We start from the raw sequence: 15,682 nt of genomic DNA on the forward strand, positions 1-15,682 counted from the left end.
TTCGGTTCAGACCAGGGAGCCAGGCCCCGATCGTGAGGCTGCGCAGCACCAGCGCCGAGGAGTCTCAGGCGCACCGGGTGCGCCTGAGACTCCCCGGCTTCTGGGCTCAGTCGAGCGGCGGGGCGATCGGCGGCTCTCCGTCGTCGTCGGGCGGCGGAGCGAGCGGCGCGTCGCTGACCGGCTTCTCAGCCGGCTTCTCCGCCGGCTTGTCGGCGGGCGGCTCGACGGCGGCCGGCTTGGCCGGCTCGACCTCTGGGGTTGCGACGGCCGAGCCGAGGATCTCGAGCAGCGTCGCCGGCCGGATCCTGCGGAACTTGCGCGGCTGGGTGCGGTTGCGGTCGAGAACCGCGACCTCGAGGTCCTTGGCGGCGATCTCGCGGTCGTCGGTGTCGGTGTGGCCGAGCGCGGCGACCGCCAGCTTGATGGCGTCCTCGAGCGAGGCGCCCTCGGTGTAGCGCTCCTTGAGGTAGCCACCCACGGCCTCGGCGGCACCACCGATGGCGGCGAACCCGTGCTCGTCGACGACCTGGCCGTCGTAGGTGAGCCGGTAGAGCTGGTCGTCCTCGGCGGAGTCACCGATCTCACCGACGAACAGCTCGACCTCGTAGGGCTTCTCCCCGCCCGAGGAGAAGATCGTGCCGAGGGTCTGCGCATAGGCGTTGGCCAGGCCGCGCCCGGTGACGTCGCGCCGGTCGTAGGCGTAGCCGCGCATGTCGGCCAGCCGCACCCCGGCGATGCGGAGGTTCTCGAACTCGTTGTAGCGCCCGACCGCCGCGAAGGCGATCCGGTCATAGATCTCGCTCACCTTGTGCAGGGCCGCCGAGGGGTTCTCGGAGGCGAACACGATGCCGTCGGCGTACTGCAGCGAGACCAGCGCCCGACCCCGGGAGATGCCCTTGCGCGCGAAGTCCGCGCGGTCGCGCATCAGCTGCTCGGGAGAGACATAGAACGGAGTGCTCATCGGCCACCCTCCAGCTCGGCGATGGGACCGTCGGGCCGCTGCAGCCTCCCGGTGATGACGGCCTCGGCAACCGCCGCGACCTCGGCGTCGGGCAGCGTGCGCCCGCCGTCGGCGGTGATCACGTGGACCAGCGGGAACAGCTTGCGGGACAGGTCCGGGCCGCCGGTGGCCGAGTCGTCGTCGGCGGCGTCGTAGAGCGCCTGGACCAGCACCGCGACCAGGGTGGCCTCGTCGAGGTCGGGCCGGTAGAGCTTCTTGAGGGCGCCCTTGGCGAACAGCGAGCCGGACCCGACGCCGGAGTATCCGGTCTGCTCGTAGCGGCCGCCGGTCGGGTCGTACCCATAGATCTTCCCCTTGCCGGAATCAGGGTCGAACCCGACGAAGAGCGGCACCACCACCAGGCCCTGCATGGCCATCGGGAGGTTGCCCCGCACCAGGGCGGAGAGCCGGCTGGCCTTGCCCTCGATCGAGAGCGTGGTGCCCTCGATCTTCTCGTAGTGCTCCAGCTCGGTCTGGAAGAGCTTGACCAGCTCGACCGCGAGCCCCGCGGAGCCGGCGATGCCGACCGCGGAGTATTCGTCGGACGGGAAGACCTTGCGCATGTCGCGCTCGGCGATCAGGTTGCCCTGCGTCGCCCGCCGGTCACCGGCGATGATCACGCCACCGGGGAAGGTGGCCGCGACGATCGTGGTGCCGTGTGGGGCGATGTCGCTCAGACTGCCCGCGGCCGCGTCGCGTCGCGGGAGCAGCTCCGGGGACTGAGCCGTCAGGAAATCGGCAAAGGACGAGGTGCCCGGCGTCATGTAGGCAGCCGGGATACGGGATTCGGACATCTACTACTGCCCGCCCTTCTGGATGAAGGACTTCACGAAGTCCTCGGCGTTGGTCTCCAGGACGTCGTCGATCTCGTCCAGGATGTCGTCGACGTCGGAGTCAAGCGCTTCCTTGCGCTCATTCACATCGGTCTCGGGCGCGGTCTCGACGGACTCCTCCGTCTCGGAGGACTTCTTCGGCTGCTTCTGCTCCTGTGCCATGTCTTCAACCTATCCACTAGCACCGACAAACCTGAGGAAACAATGCCCGATTTCGCTACGGGAGGAAGCAGAAGTCGAACGTTGGGCCGAGATGTGGCACGAGTCGCGATCGACGCTCAGGAACCGGTCAGCCGGTTGAACAGGTCGACGGCGGTCTCGGAGGAGTCGAGCAGGCCACCGACGTGCTTCTTCGTGCCGCGCAGCGGGTCGATGGTCGGCACCCGCTGCAGCGACTCGCGCCCGGGCAGGTCGAAGATGACCGAGTCCCAGCTGGCCGCGGCGACGTTCTCGGAGTACTTCTCCAGGCAGCGGCCGCGGAAGTAGGCCCGGGTGTCGCTCGGCGGCTCGTGCATCGCCTTCTCCACCAGGTCGTCGGTCATCAGGCGCTGGATCCGCCCGGCGCGGACGAGACGGTGGTAGAGGCCCTTCTCGGGGCGGATGTCGGCGTACTGCAGGTCGATCAGGTGGAGCTTGGGGTCGTCCCACTCCAGGCCGTCACGGTCGCGGTAGCCGAGGAGGAGCTTGTACTTGGCCACCCAGTCGAGCTCGGTGGCGCACTCCATTGGGTCGCGCTCGAGGCGGTCGAGCACCGACTCCCAGCGCTCCAGGACGTCCTTGGTCTGGTAGTCGGCGTCGGAGCCGTAGCGCTCCTCGACGAACTTCTTGGCCAGGTCCAGATACTCCATCTGCAGCTGGACACCGGTCAGCTTGCGACCGTCCTTGAGCGTGATCAGCTGCTTCAGCGACGGGTCGTGAGAGACCGCGCGCAGCGCCGAGACCGGGCCGTCGACACTGAGGTCACGGGTGATGTAGCCGTCCTCGATCATGGCGAGCACCAGCGACGTACTCCCGACCTTGAGGTACGTCGAGATCTCGGCGAGGTTGGCGTCGCCCAGGATCACGTGGAGGCGGCGGTACTTCTCCGGGTCGGCGTGGGGCTCGTCGCGGGTGTTGATGATCGGCCGCTTGAGCGTGGTCTCCAGCCCGACCTCGACCTCGAAGAAGTCGGCGCGCTGGGAGATCTGGAAGCCGTGCTTGGGGCGCTCCTGACCGATCCCGACCCGCCCGGCGCCGGCGAAGACCTGCCGGGAGACGAAGAACGGGGTCAGGTGCTTGACGATGTCGGCGAACGCGGTCGAGCGGCGCATGAGGAAGTTCTCGTGCGCACCGTAGGAGACACCCTTGTTGTCGGTGTTGTTCTTGTAGAGGTGGATCTGCGGGTTGCCCGGCAGCCGCGCGGCCGCGCGGGAGGCGTCGAGCATCACCTGCTCGCCGGCCTTGTCCCAGCGCACCGCGTCCAGCGGGTTGGTCACCTCGGGGCAGGAGAACTCCGGGTGGGCGTGGTCGACGTAGAGCCGGGCACCGTTGGTGAGGATGACGTTGGCGAGCCCGAGATCCTCGTCGGTGAGCTGGCTGGGATCGGCCACCTGCCGCGACATGTCGAAGCCGCGCGCGTCGCGCAACGGCGACTCCTCCTCGAAGTCCCAGCGCGCTCTCCTCGCCTTGAGAGTCGAGGATGCGTACGCATTGACGACCTGCGAGGACGCCACCATCGGGTTGGCCTGGGGCTGTCCGGCCACGGAAATTCCGTATTCGACCTCCGTGCCCATCACCCGTCGTACGCTCATGCCTGCAAGGCTACCGGCCACGTGCACGAAGGCACGTGAGCATCCACACGCCACGCTGAGGTTGCCCGACGTTGTTCGGCTGGGCGGCACCAGGAGGAGACCTAGTGAAGGGAGCGTGGCAGCGGTCATGGTGAGGTTGGGCCATGGGAACTCCTGAGATCCGGCGGGCCACTGCCGACGACCTCGACGACCTCTACTCGATCTGCCTGCTCACCGGGGCCTCGGGCGAGGACGCCACCGAGTTCTACGACGACCCGCGGTTGCTGGGGAACGTCTATGCCGCTCCCTACATCGTGCTGCGTCTCGGGCTCGGGTTCGTGGCGGTCGACTCCGAGGGCGTGGTGGGCTACGTCGTCGGCACGCCGTTCACCCGCGCCTTCGAGAAGGAGTGCGAGGAGGACTGGTGGCCCGCGCTCCGCGTCGTCAACCCCGATCCGGGGCCCGATCACGACCGGAACGACTGGAACGCCCGGCTCCGCTCCCAGATCCACCGCCCGCCGCGGATGCTGGGCGAGATCCTCAGCGAGTTCCCGGCACACCTGCACATCAACCTGCTCCCCCGCGCCCAGGGCCAGGGCGTCGGCAAGGAGCTGATCGGGATGATGCTCGGCGCCTTCCACGTCGCCGGCGTACGCGGTGCGCACCTCGGCGTCGCCGCCGGCAACACCCGTGCGATCGGGTTCTACCGGCGGGTCGGCTTCACCACGCTCGTCGAGGGCGAGGACTCGATGCTGCTCGGTGTCCAATGGACCGGCGAGATGGAAGAGTGAGCCCCCATGGGACTCTGGGAATCGCGGGTCGTGCCACACATCGTGGACCGCACCTGCGGGATCGAGCAGCTCGAGCCGCTGCGCCGGCAAGCCTGTGACGGTCTCCGCGGCCAGGTCGTCGAGATCGGCTTCGGCAGCGGGGGCAACATCGGTCTCTATCCCTCCGAGGTCACCGAGATCGTCGCCGTCGAGCCCTCCGACGTCGCCTGGCAGCTCTCGGCCTCGCGCCGTACGGGCTCATCGGTCCCGGTGAGCCGCGTCGGCCTCGACGGCGCCCGCCTCCCGCTCGCCGACGCCTCGGTCGACACCGGGCTGGTCACCTTCTCGCTGTGCACCATCCCCGACGTCGCCGGCGCCCTGGCCGAGATGCGCCGCGTCCTGCGTCCCGGCGGCACCATCGGCTTCGTCGAGCACGGCCTCTCCCCCGACCCCGGCGTCGCGCGCTGGCAGCACCGCCTCGACGGCCTCCAGCAGCGTCTCTTCGGCGGCTGCCATCTCGCCCGCGACATCCCGCGGCTCGTCGAGGCCGCCGGCTTCACCCTCGACCGCTTGGAGCAGTCCTACCTCCCCGGGCCGTCGTTCTCGCGGCCGTGGGGGTATCTCTCGGTCGGGCGCGCGGTTCCTTCGTAGAGACCGCCGCCCAGCCCTCAGCGCTTGCGCGTACGCAGCGCGTGAGCGACGTTGACGCCGACGAGGCCGACCCAGGAGATCACCAGGGCGCCGAGGTTGTCGGTTACGCCGAGGGTGATGCTGATCGGGATGCCGGCGACCGCCGAACCTGCGCCCAGGACGAACTGGAAGACCGACGTACGCGACTCGTTGCGCTCGGCGAGGGTGCGGGCGGCGGCGGTGGCGCCCACCCGCTCCTGGACGGTCTTCTCGATGCGGTCGGCGAAGCCGGCTACCAGTTCGGCGTCGAACGCGTCCCCCAGCTCATGGCGGGTCTCCAGACCTGCCTCGATGTCCTTGCGCGCCATCTCGTCTGCCACGTCGTTCAACCTTAGAGGATCAGATGCCGGGGTCGATGTCCCCGACGTTGTGCTGAATGTTGGTTCGCTCGGCCCGACCGGACAGCAACACGACGAGGGCTATGACAGCGACCACGACGACGACCGCGACGAGCGCGACCGCTCCAGCCAGGATCAGCAATTCCGCTGCCATCTGGCTCCCCCCATTCTCACCGGACCGCGAACGCTCAAACACTAGCCCCGCGCGACGCCGCCCGCAGCCGAATACACCCGCCACAGGTTCGGCGCCCGTCAGACGACCACGACGAGCTTTCCACGAGCCGCGCCATCCTCCATCCGCTGGTGAGCCTCGCGGATCCTGTCGAGGTCGTACGTCGTGTCGATCGGCACCACTGCATGACCGGCCGCCACGTCGTCGAGGAAGCCCTGAAGAACGTCGGCCGGGAGATTCTCGGCCTCACCTGCGTAGGCGGTGAGGCGAACACCTGTGGGGAGATAGTCGATGGGGTAGAACTCCTCGACGGTCCACATGTTCGAGAGCATCCCGGTGAAACACACCGTGCCGTGGACGCGGGTGGAACGCAGCGTGTCGGGCAGTGTCGGCGTCCCGATCAGCTCGATCGCGCCATCGACCCCTTCAGGAAGCAGCCGCCGCACCTGGGCCGCGACGTCGCCGTCGTCGACCAAGACGTCATCGACCCCGATCGCCTCGAGCGACTCGGCCTTGGCCGCACTCCGGGTCGTGGCGAGAACGCGGACACCGCTCCGCTTGGCGAGCACCGCTGCCGCCATTCCGACCGACGAGGTGCCGCCTCGGATGAGAAGACTCTGACCAGGCTCGATGTCGACGCCGACGGTCAAGGAGCCGTACGCCGTCTGCAGCATCTCTGGCACCGCCCCCAGCGTCCCCCAGTCGAGGTCGGACCGGAACGGGATGACCTGTCTCGCGGGAACGCAGGTGTACTCGGCGTAGCCGCCGTCGAACGTACGTCCCATCCCACCCATCATCGTCATCACCTGCTGCCCCGGCTCGAACTCGCCGCCTGGCGCAAGATCCACGACGCCGGTGGCCTCGATGCCCAGCACCCGTGGGTACGTCACCGAGTCCCCGGCGAAGCCAAGACGGGTGTGCAGCTCGGAGCGGTTGAGCCCGAACGCCTTGACGCGGATCCGCACCCAGCCCCGCTCTGGCTCCGGGACCTGCAGGTCCCGGACCTGCAGGGCCTCCACCGGTCCGGGCGCCTCCAGCACGACAGCTCGCATGGTCTCCCTCGAGTTCACGAGTCGATCTCCTCTCTGATCCAGGCCCGCTCGGCGGCACTGGTGGCTCGGGCGGTCAGCAGCAGCCCGCGACGGTAGGGGTCGACGACCTCTTCGGCCCGGATCGGGCGGTCGCCGTCGTAGAAGAAGCTCGCCGGCGTCTCCAGGAACTCCAGTCGCCGGCGCAGGACCGCATGCTGGTCGGTACGGTCCGGCAGCAGCGACAGGAAGGTGAGCACGACGAAGAACCGGCTCGCGTCGGTGATGTCGTGGCCGTCTGCGGTGCGAATCGCTTCGAGCAGATGAGACCGCCCTGCATCGGTGAGGGTGAGCGTGTGTCGGCCGGCCCGGCCGCGCCCGGGCTCGGACTTCTTGACCACATGGCCGTTGCGGTCGAGTCGGTCGGTCGCCGGATAGAGCGTGCCGTCGCTGATGCGGCGGGTGTGGCCGTACAGCTGCTCGATCTTCCGGCGCAGCTCGTAGCCGTGCTGGGGTCCTTCGGCCAGGAAGCCGAGGACCATGACGTCGATGATGCTCACGCCACCGACAATACCTCGTTTCGAGGTATTGTCGGGCAGCCCTTCGACGGAGGCGACCTGGCGGCGCTCGCGTGTCCAGCAGACAGCAATCGGCCCGCCACCCTTTGCGCAGGTGGCGGGCCGATGACGGGGTCGCGGGAAAGGCTCGAACTCCACCCCGGTGTTGACACCGTCAACAGCTCCCGAGGAGAACGTGGGACGAAGAGCCGCGCCCGCCTAGGCCCTAGACGAAGCTGATCGACTCCCACGTCACGGCGGGTTCAAGTCCCTCGCACACAGAGAGAAGCTCCAGGGAGACCGGGGGTATCTCGCACTTCACGAGCCCGCAGGATCGTCCTGCTACCGGAGTCGCTTAGCCGCGAGCAGGGATGACAGAAACCCCCTGATCTGCTTCTCGGCAGGGCAGGCGGCGTCCCCCGCGGGTGAGAGGTCAACACCACAGCCTCCATGAATGACGAAACTCTCAGAATTGCTGATCATTGCTACAATGAACTTTCGATTCATTGTCGCGAGGAGTGCCGATCATGCCGAACACGAACAAACCATCCGCGGATGGAGGCACTGCGTCGCGCACCGAGCGGCGCAAGGCTCGCACCCGTGCGAGCCTGGTTCGTGCCGGTCAGCAGCTGATCGCGCAGGGGCGCACGAGCGTCGCAATCCTCGAGATCACTCAGCTTGCCGATGTCGGTATGGGCTCGTTCTACAACCATTTCGAGAGCAAGGAGGAGCTCTTCGATGCTGCTGTGGACGATGCGCTGGAGCGCCACGGCGCCCTCATGGATGAGCTGACGGCAGACCTCGAAGATGCTGCCGAAGCCTTCGCCCAGAGTTTTCGCCTGACGGGCCGGCTCCATCGCGCCTACCCCGAGCTCAGCAAGGTGCTGATCTCCACGGGGGCTCGCCTGGTCACCTCGAAGCAGGGCCTGACTCCGCGTGCACTGAGGGACATCGCCCGTGGTGTCGAGACGGGGCGGTTCACCATGATCGACCCCGAGATCGCGCTCGTACTGGCAGGAGGGTCCGCGCTCGCACTGGGTCAACTGCTGCACGATCACCCCGAGCGCGACGACGCGACGACCACCGACGAGACGACCGAAGCGCTGCTTCGGACGTTCGGTCTGACTGCCGAGGAGGCTGCCGAGATCTGTAGCCGACCATTGCCTGAGGTCACGGTGTCCCTGGACGGCTCAGCCGCCTAGCGATGTAGCTAGGCGGCTGAGCCCCGCGGTCAGGCGGGGATCTCGTCGATGCTGACCGGCTCCTGCTTGGTCACGCCGTTGTAGTCGTGACGGAAGGTGCTCGAGTGCGGATAGGCGCTGCGGCGGGACCGCATGACCGACCCCAGCGGTCGGTGCGCAGCCAGTGCGTGCCACGGGTTGAACGACAGCACGTCGTCGGCGTAGCGCCGCCTCGCGTCGCTGTAGGGATCCTGGGCCGGCAGGTGCACAGTGGCCACGACCTGGTGGGGCGAAAGCTCATCCGACCACAGCACCGAGGCGTCCTCGATCGGCATCCGCTCGACGTCCACACACAGCTGGGCTCGCAGGTCGTACTCGGCGCCCTGCTCAGCGAAGAAGTCTCCGACGAGCTCGCGCAGCGCGGACTCGCCGAGCTCGGAGTCCACGGGTTGCCCGGTCAGGTTCTTGACGTTGGTCGAGCGCGGTGCGACCGACAGCTTTGCGACGTGGTCGCCGTAGCGCATGGCCGCCATCGAGTGGAAGGTCTCGCCGAGGATGTGGTTGTTCTGCGCCGCGAGGGTCTCCACGGCCGGCGGGATCGGCCGGTGCAGGCGTGTCAGGACGGCATCGGCGACCCGCGCGCCCGCACCGAGGACCTTGAGCTGTTGATCGCTCTGTCGAGGCTGGCTCTCGAGGAGGTTCTGCAGCTTGGCGTACTCCCCGATCGTGCCGAACGGGAGGGTGGGGTGGTTGACCAGGAGGAAGTCCTGGGTGCTGAAGCCATCCTCGACGGCCCGGTCCCCGGCCACGCCGAGGACCTTCATGGCGAACCCGCGCTGGACGGGGACCTGATCCGAACGGAGGTCGCCGGGGGCGGTCGAGAGGCGCACCACGATCGGGAACGTTGCCGGCGCCTCGAACAGGCCCTGTGCGAGGTGCTCCGGTAGGTCCGCGTGGACGCGCAGCTCGCCCACGAGCACTCCGTGGCTCTTGGCATGCGCATCGCGCAGGCCGTGCCGGTGCTTCGCGGCCACCTGCTGGTTGGCCTTGAGCATGGCTGCTACGACCTGTCGGGTCAGTTCCTCCTCGTCGGGGAAGGGTTGTTCGAGGTCGTCGCTGTATCGGACGTAGCCGATGGGTTCGGTCATGATGATCTCCGGTTCAAGCCGTTGGTTCCTGGCTCAGCCAGGTGATGGCGGACAGGCTGGGCATGAAGAGGTACTCCCCACCCAGCAGCGTGTTGAAGCTCTGAATGCCCTGGACACGGCGCGGAGGCGTGCCCGGAACCGTGAAGTACGCCCCCTTGTCCTGGTTGGAGATGAGCGGGTCCTTCTCCTTGTCGAGGCCGGCGAAGTTGCCCGAGTTGACCCACTCGCTCTGCAGGAACTCGACGGTGTCGATCGCCCGTGCGCTGAGCGCGATGAAGTCCAGGCCGCGGCTTCTCCCGTCGTCGCGCACCTCTCCGTCAGGGACAGGGTCGCCGTAGGACGTGCTGCGACGGATGAGCCGGCGAATCCTGAGGTCACTGAGGATCTCCAGCTTGGAGTCGCGCGGGTTCATGCGCCGAATGTGCGATCCCAGCGGAGTACGCAGCCCGCGTGGGTCATCGGCGTACTTGAACTGGTTCTGCCGTCTCGGATCCTCGCCGAGCGCCGGGTCGTCGCGGTCCGGCGAGAGGGCGAGCGGGGCGCCGCTGCGCCATCGCCCCACCAGTTTCGCCGCGAGCAGCTCTCGCTCCTCGGCGGTGCAGGCGTTGTCATGCAGGAACCGATTGAACGCCGCGACGTGGGAGTGGTACTTCCGGAAGACCAGGTACGTGCCGTTGCGCCCCAGGACGCTCGGGCTCGGCATCGGCAGCGGTCGGCCCGTCTCACTGGGATAGCCGAGCACGAACTCGCCCGGCGCGATCGGCCGCCCGTCGCCGGGCATCGTCTCCGCACCGCTTCCTTCGACCGCCGGCTGTGTGAAGCCGTCGCGGTAGCCGAACACGTTGAACCCGGTGGCCCCGAAGTCCTGGTGCGACAAGAGGTCGACCCCCGCCACCCCGGCCAGTTCGCGCTCGTAGCCGGCGACGGCCTCCTGCCAATCCTCCTTGCGCTCGGCGTAGACGCTGACAGCAAGATGAGCGCGGCCGGTACCGAAGGGGAACTCCCAGTGTTGCGGAGCGTTGGGCTCGGTGTCGCGAAGTCTCTCGGCGCGGGCTGCCATCCCGGCACGGAAGTTGGCAGGGAACGAGGCCAGACTCTCCTCGGAGACCCCCAGTGCCTTCAGCCCCGTGTAGCTGATCGCCAGGATGGTCCACGCCGGGACGGGCTTGTCCCAGCTCGCCGCGGAGGTGATCCGCGGCGCCAGCCGCCGCAGGAGCTCCCTGCCGGCCGCGGCATCGGTGATCTCCAGGATCGCGTGTGTGCCGAAGTACGGCTCGGGCCGCGCTCGCAGGACTGCCGCCTGGATGTCGTCCAGTTCGAGCGTCGGCTGTTTGGTCAGGCGGCGGAACAGGTCCATGGCCGCGCGGGGTCAGTTGAGCTCTGTGAGGAAGTTCTGCACCGTGCGGTCGAGTCGCTTCAGACGTTTGGCACCGGCGACCGTGAGACTGGGATGGGCTACGAACCACGCTTCGGCCGGGAGCTGGTACTGGACGATGAAGTCCTTCACCTCCGGCGAGTGGATCCCGGGCCAACCCTCGACGTTGCCGAACAGGTGGTCCATCATCTCGGGGATCTTGGTCGCGAAGTCGTCGATGTAGGGGTCCCACTCACCGTCGTAGGCAGTGGCGAAGAGCAGCTTGGTGTCGTTGTCGAGGAACACGAACCGCATGTTGTGCAGCGTCCCGACCTGGCCTGCGCCGGCCAGGTTTCCCTCGACGAGGTCGAAGAACTTGCGCAGCTTCTCAGCACCACCCGGCTTCAGCGGCATGATCGCCGTCAGCTCTGACACCTCGCCGCTCTTGGCACCGACGCGGCCGGCTGAGGTGACCGCATGCTCGGCCATCTCCTCCTTGTCGGCCAGCAGCTCGGCCACACGCACCTTCAGTGCGATCTTGGCGTCGCCGACGACGGCGTCGACCTTCTCGCGGATGGTGGTCGGCAGACCCTGGAATCGGTTCTCGAGATCGCGGTCACTCATGGTTCCCCCTCGGTTGATGGATGGCGCCCCGAACTGAGGCTGTGCCACGACAGTACCCCAACTCTGACGAATTTGTCAGTCCTGCTGGTTTCGACAAACAGTCAATATCGCTGGCACTCGAATGCATGTGGCCGTATCGCCACTTCACGAATGACGATTTCGTCAGCAAGGTCTTGACTGAGGATATGCTCGTAAGTGACGATTGTCTCAGTTGAGATGAAGGGAGTGGATGATGGCTGGCCATCACGGCACGCACGACGACCTCCACAGTGAGCAAGGCGCCTTGCGCGGCGAGCACCCGGGCCGGGCGGCCGACCCGGTGATCAAGGTGCGCGACCTCGCCTGGCTGGAGTTCCAGAAGCCCGACCTCGCGGCGTCGGAGCGGTTCGCCCAGGCGTTCGGGTTCAGCACGCTGACCCGCACAGCAGACGAGCTCCTCCTCCGTGGCACCGAGGCGGGTGGACCCTGCGTCATCGTGCGCAAGGGACCTTCCAAGTACCTGGGTGCGGCCTTCCAGGCGGCGGATGCCTCCGATGTCCTGCGGCTCGCGGGGGCAGCGGGCTCGAGCGCCGCACAGCTCCCGGAGAACCTCGGGGGCCTTGGCGTCGATCTGGTCGACCCGAGCGGTGCCCGGGTGCGGGTGGTGGCCGACCTGTACGAGCATCCCGCCCTGCCTGGTCAGCCAGCACAGACCATCAACACCGGCCAGCAGACCCTGCGGGTGAACCGGACCCAGCGGCCCGCGCGCGAGCCGGCCCGCGTCGAGCGGTTGGGCCACGTCGTACTTCAGACCACCAAGTACCTCGAGACGCTCGACTGGTATCTGAGGCACCTCGGCCTGATCGTCAGTGACTTCAAGTACTTCGAGGGCCAGCGGGACCGTGGCCCCACGATGAGCTTCATCCGATGCGACCGCGGTCCGGAGCCGGCCGATCACCACACGCTGGCGATGACGCTGGGGCCTCGCAACCGCTACGTGCACTCGGCCTACCAGGTCGCCGATCTGGATGCGCTCGCGGCGGGCGGAGAGCACCTGCTCGCGCTGGGCTACTTCCGGTCATGGGGGATCGGTCGTCACATCGAGGGCAGCCAGATCTTCGACTACTGGCGCGACCCCGACGGGTTCCTCGTCGAGCACTTCACCGACGGGGACCGCTTCGACAACACCCTCGAGCCCGGCTGGTCCCCGATGACCGCCTCCGGCCTGGCCCAGTGGGGCCCGTCGGCTTCTGCCGACTTCATGGGTGTCTCACCCCGACGCGCCGACACCTTCCGCGAACTCGGTTCGATGCTCACCTCGCTGCGCGGTGACAACGAGTTCGACCTCTCCCGCCTCCGCGGCCTCCTGAAAGTTGCCTCCTCATGACCATCTCCGTACTCCGAACCGCCAACGCCTGGTGGGTGCAGAAGGCCGACGGCGCCACCCGCGTCGAGACCGAAGCCCTCACTACCGCCGACCTGCTGGCCGACCGGGCCTCCGTGGTGGCGGCGTTGTCGCAGCCGGCCACGGCCTCGGTGGAGGACCTCGACCTGGTCTCGCCGGTGACGGTGCCGTGCCGGGTCGTGGCGCAGATGACCAACTACGCCTCCCACGTCAAGGACGCGGGCATGAATCCGGCGAGCATCCCGCTCACCTTCTTCCGCAAGACCTCAGGATCGATCAGTGGCCCCTACGACGAGGTCGTACGTCCGCCCCATGTCGGTCTGCTCGACTACGAGGCCGAGATCGGCATCGTGATCGGCCGCTCGATGCCGGTCGGCACCACGATCACCGAAGACACCCTCGCAGACTTTGTCGCCGGCCTCGTGATCACCAACGACGTCTCCGCACGCGACGTACAGCTGCCCAAGACCCAGTTCTTCGAGGCCAAGTCCTACCCCACGTTCACCCCGACCGGCCCGGCCCTGCTGCTGCTCGAAGCCGACGACCTGAAGCGGTTCACCGACCTCCGTCTGCGACTGTGGGTCAACGGCGAGCCACGCCAGGACATGACCGTCGCCGACATGATCTACAGCCCCCTCGAGGCGCTCCAGGCACTGTCCCTCTTCCAGCGCCTCGATCCCGGTGACCTCCTGCTCACCGGCACCCCCGTCGGCACCGCACTCAGCGCACCCCCGAAGCCGATCGAGATCATCGGCTCCTTGCTGCCACCCGCGACCAAGTGGCGGATGTTCTTCAAGGCACAGGGCAAGAACCCGAAGTACCTCGCGGAAGGCGACGTCATCGAGATCGCCATCGCGACCGACGACGGCGCCCTTGACCTGGGCCGGCAGCGCACCGAGGTGAAGCACGGATGAACAGCATGCTCTGGCCGACCTACGACGCGCCCAGCGACCTGACCGCCATCGAGGCGGTCGCTCTCAGCAGCCGCGGGCTGCCCGAGTCCACCTACTCCCTCCTGAGCCGAGCAGCCTCTCTCTGGCCCGACCGGGTGGCCGTGTCCGTCCTCCCCGACGCCGCACGATGGGAGCAGCCCTCCGAGCGGACATTTCGAGAACTTCTCGCGGATGTGCATCAGGTCGCCAACCTGCTGCACGGCCTCGGCATCGACCGAGGCGATACCGTCGCGCTCCTGTCTCCGAACTGCGGCGAGCTCATCACCGCGACACTCGCTGCGCAGCTTGCCGGCGTCGCGGCCCCGATCAACCCCGGACTCTCCCCCGACCACATCACGCAGCTCCTGAACAAGTCCGGCGCCCGGGTACTCATCGCCGCCGGTCCCGAACTCGACCCAGGTGTGTGGCAGACGGCCTGCGAGATCGCGTCCCAGGGTGAAGTGGACGCCCTGCTGGTGCTGCGACCCACCGCCGGCGATGGACCGGCCGAGCCGCTTCCCGCGATCGGCGACGTACGTCTGGAGTACCTGTCCGCACTGGCTCAGGATGAACCTGACTTCGGCTTCGCGGGGGTCGAGCCCACCAGCGGCGACCTGGCTGCCGTCTTCCATACGGGCGGGACCACCGGCACTCCGAAACTGGCCGCCCACACGCACGCCAACGAGGTCTCGGACGCCTGGATGATCGCGGCCAACGGCCTGCTCGACGAAGACAGCACCGTGTTCGCCGCGCTCCCGTTGTTCCACGTCAACGCCTTGGTCGTGACCGTACTGGCACCACTCTTCAAGGGGCAGCGCGTCGTTTGGGCCGGACCGCAGGGCTACCGCGACGTGAATCTCTACGGGTGCTTCTGGCGGCTGGTCGAGCGCTACCAGATCGCTGCCATGAGCTCGGTGCCCACCGTCTATGCCGTCCTGGCCGCGTGCCCGGTGGACGCCGACATCACCTCCCTGCGCTTTGCGTTGGTAGGCGCCTCTCCCCTGCCGCCGGCCGTACGCGAGAGCTTCGAGACCCACACGGGAGTCGCTTTGGTGGAGGGGTACGGACTCACCGAGGCCACCTGCGCCAGTGCCCGCAGCTTCCCGTACGCCCCTCGTCCGGGGGCGGTCGGGCAACGACTGCCCTACCAGCAGGTCAAGACCGTGGAGATCTCTCCGAGTGGCGAGTGGGTCGACCTGCCGGACGGCACCGTCGGCATCCTGGCGATCAAGGGGCCGACAGTCTTCCCGGGCTATGTCACCGGCCGCAGCAGTGAGGGGCGCCTCCTGCTCGACGGCCTCGGCAAGCTCCGCGACGGATGGCTCGACACCGGCGACCTGGCCTGGATCGACGCCGAAGGCTTCGTCCACCTGGCCGGCCGCGCCAAGGACCTGATCATCCGTGGGGGCCACAACATCGACCCCGCCATCATCGAGGACGCCCTGCTGTCCCATCCTGAGGTCACGGCTGCGCAAGCGGTCGGCAGACCGGATGTGCACGCCGGCGAGGTGCCCGTCGCATTCGTCACGTTGATGCCCGGTGCCGCCGCGACCACCGCCGAATTACGAGACTGGGCACGCGACAACGTGGCCGAGCAGGCCGCCGCGCCCAAGTCCGTCACCGTCCTCGAGGCCATGCCGGTCACCGACGTCGGCAAGCCCTACAAACCCGCCCTGCGGGCTGACGCGACCCGCGACGCGGTCGTGGCCGCCCTCGCCGGCGTCGACGGCGTCGCCGAGGTCCGTGGGCTGGTCGAGGACGGCGGTGTGGTCGCCGAGATCGAGACCACGACCGGACTCGACGAAGCGCACGTCAAGGACGCTCTCGGGCGATATCCCATCGCCTGGCGCCTCGTCGCCGCGATCCTCCCCCTCTCTCAGATGCACGACCGACCGTAGGAAC

17 protein-coding genes are annotated in these 15,682 nt (G+C 67.9%); 6 read left to right on the top strand and 11 right to left on the bottom strand.

The genetic code is table 11. The annotated features are described in order from the left end of the window. Nucleotides 1-106: 106 nt before the first annotated feature. The 4 genes from prcA to dop form a co-directional block, all read right to left on the bottom strand. Nucleotides 107-961 carry a proteasome subunit alpha gene (gene prcA / locus ABTX24_RS25355; RefSeq protein ID WP_160023019.1) on the bottom strand — a complete coding sequence of 285 codons (855 nt, stop codon included), beginning with the start codon at nt 959-961 and terminating at the stop codon, nt 107-109. After that, nucleotides 958-1,794 carry a proteasome subunit beta gene (gene prcB, locus ABTX24_RS25360; RefSeq protein WP_350843531.1) on the bottom strand — a complete coding sequence of 279 codons (837 nt, stop codon included), beginning with the start codon at nt 1,792-1,794 and terminating at the stop codon, nt 958-960. Before prcB ends, prcA begins: the two co-directional genes overlap by 4 nt. 3 nt (nt 1,795-1,797) lie before the next feature. Beyond that, complete coding sequence (locus ABTX24_RS25365) at nt 1,798-1,995, bottom strand: ubiquitin-like protein Pup (protein WP_008356645.1); 198 nt, start codon at nt 1,993-1,995, stop codon at nt 1,798-1,800. A 116-nt stretch (nt 1,996-2,111) separates the two neighbouring features. Further along, complete coding sequence (dop, locus tag ABTX24_RS25370; RefSeq protein ID WP_160023015.1) at nt 2,112-3,623, bottom strand: depupylase/deamidase Dop; 1,512 nt, start codon at nt 3,621-3,623, stop codon at nt 2,112-2,114. A 143-nt stretch (nt 3,624-3,766) separates the two neighbouring features. Here dop and ABTX24_RS25375 point away from each other — a divergent pair, with 143 nt between their 5' ends. After that, on the top strand, nt 3,767-4,393 hold the full coding sequence (locus ABTX24_RS25375) for a GNAT family N-acetyltransferase (protein ID WP_160023013.1): 627 nt from the start codon (nt 3,767-3,769) through the stop codon (nt 4,391-4,393). Nucleotides 4,394-4,399: 6 nt separating this feature from the next. After that, nucleotides 4,400-5,023 carry a class I SAM-dependent methyltransferase gene (locus tag ABTX24_RS25380; protein ID WP_160023011.1) on the top strand — a complete coding sequence of 208 codons (624 nt, stop codon included), beginning with the start codon at nt 4,400-4,402 and terminating at the stop codon, nt 5,021-5,023. Nucleotides 5,024-5,040: 17 nt separating this feature from the next. Here ABTX24_RS25380 and ABTX24_RS25385 read toward each other — a convergent pair whose 3' ends face one another. From ABTX24_RS25385 to ABTX24_RS25400, 4 genes are all read right to left on the bottom strand, one after another. Then, on the bottom strand, nt 5,041-5,382 hold the full coding sequence (locus ABTX24_RS25385; protein ID WP_160023009.1) for a hypothetical protein: 342 nt from the start codon (nt 5,380-5,382) through the stop codon (nt 5,041-5,043). A gap of 19 nt (nt 5,383-5,401) precedes the next feature. After that, complete coding sequence (locus ABTX24_RS25390) at nt 5,402-5,554, bottom strand: hypothetical protein (protein WP_350843534.1); 153 nt, start codon at nt 5,552-5,554, stop codon at nt 5,402-5,404. A 98-nt stretch (nt 5,555-5,652) separates the two neighbouring features. After that, the gene (locus ABTX24_RS25395; protein WP_350843536.1) at nt 5,653-6,642 is read right to left on the bottom strand and encodes a zinc-binding dehydrogenase; all 990 of its coding nucleotides are present in this window, start codon (nt 6,640-6,642) and stop codon (nt 5,653-5,655) included. Then, nucleotides 6,639-7,160, bottom strand: coding sequence for a PadR family transcriptional regulator (locus tag ABTX24_RS25400; RefSeq protein ID WP_350843538.1), 522 nt, complete (start codon nt 7,158-7,160; stop codon nt 6,639-6,641). Before ABTX24_RS25400 ends, ABTX24_RS25395 begins: the two co-directional genes overlap by 4 nt. Nucleotides 7,161-7,684: 524 nt before the next feature. Here ABTX24_RS25400 and ABTX24_RS25405 point away from each other — a divergent pair. Beyond that, nucleotides 7,685-8,359 carry a TetR/AcrR family transcriptional regulator gene (locus ABTX24_RS25405; protein ID WP_350843540.1) on the top strand — a complete coding sequence of 225 codons (675 nt, stop codon included), beginning with the start codon at nt 7,685-7,687 and terminating at the stop codon, nt 8,357-8,359. 29 nt (nt 8,360-8,388) lie between these two features. On the opposite strand, the gene ABTX24_RS25410 is transcribed toward ABTX24_RS25405, so the two are convergent. The 3 genes from ABTX24_RS25410 to ABTX24_RS25420 are packed head-to-tail and all read right to left on the bottom strand — an operon-like array spanning nt 8,389 to nt 11,464. Beyond that, nucleotides 8,389-9,486 carry a catalase family protein gene (locus tag ABTX24_RS25410; RefSeq protein WP_350843542.1) on the bottom strand — a complete coding sequence of 366 codons (1,098 nt, stop codon included), beginning with the start codon at nt 9,484-9,486 and terminating at the stop codon, nt 8,389-8,391. Between the two features lie 13 nt (nt 9,487-9,499). After that, nucleotides 9,500-10,843, bottom strand: a complete 1,344-nt coding sequence (locus tag ABTX24_RS25415; RefSeq protein ID WP_350843543.1) for a Dyp-type peroxidase — start codon at nt 10,841-10,843, stop codon at nt 9,500-9,502. A gap of 12 nt (nt 10,844-10,855) precedes the next feature. Further along, complete coding sequence (locus ABTX24_RS25420; RefSeq protein WP_350843545.1) at nt 10,856-11,464, bottom strand: hypothetical protein; 609 nt, start codon at nt 11,462-11,464, stop codon at nt 10,856-10,858. A gap of 232 nt (nt 11,465-11,696) precedes the next feature. Here ABTX24_RS25420 and ABTX24_RS25425 point away from each other — a divergent pair, with 232 nt between their 5' ends. From ABTX24_RS25425 to ABTX24_RS25435, 3 genes are read left to right on the top strand one after another with little or no spacing between them, the layout of a single operon-like run. Then, a complete protein-coding gene (locus tag ABTX24_RS25425) occupies nt 11,697-12,830 on the top strand; it encodes a VOC family protein (protein WP_350843547.1) in 1,134 nt (377 codons plus the stop codon). Beyond that, nucleotides 12,827-13,762, top strand: a complete 936-nt coding sequence (locus tag ABTX24_RS25430; RefSeq protein ID WP_350843549.1) for a fumarylacetoacetate hydrolase family protein — start codon at nt 12,827-12,829, stop codon at nt 13,760-13,762. Before ABTX24_RS25425 ends, ABTX24_RS25430 begins: the two co-directional genes overlap by 4 nt. Further along, nucleotides 13,759-15,678 carry an acyl-CoA synthetase gene (locus ABTX24_RS25435; protein WP_350843551.1) on the top strand — a complete coding sequence of 640 codons (1,920 nt, stop codon included), beginning with the start codon at nt 13,759-13,761 and terminating at the stop codon, nt 15,676-15,678. Before ABTX24_RS25430 ends, ABTX24_RS25435 begins: the two co-directional genes overlap by 4 nt. Nucleotides 15,679-15,682 lie beyond the last annotated feature (4 nt).

It is taken from the genome of Nocardioides sp. NPDC127514 (genome assembly GCF_040302125.1).
Lineage (GTDB): Bacteria > Actinomycetota > Actinomycetes > Propionibacteriales > Nocardioidaceae > Nocardioides.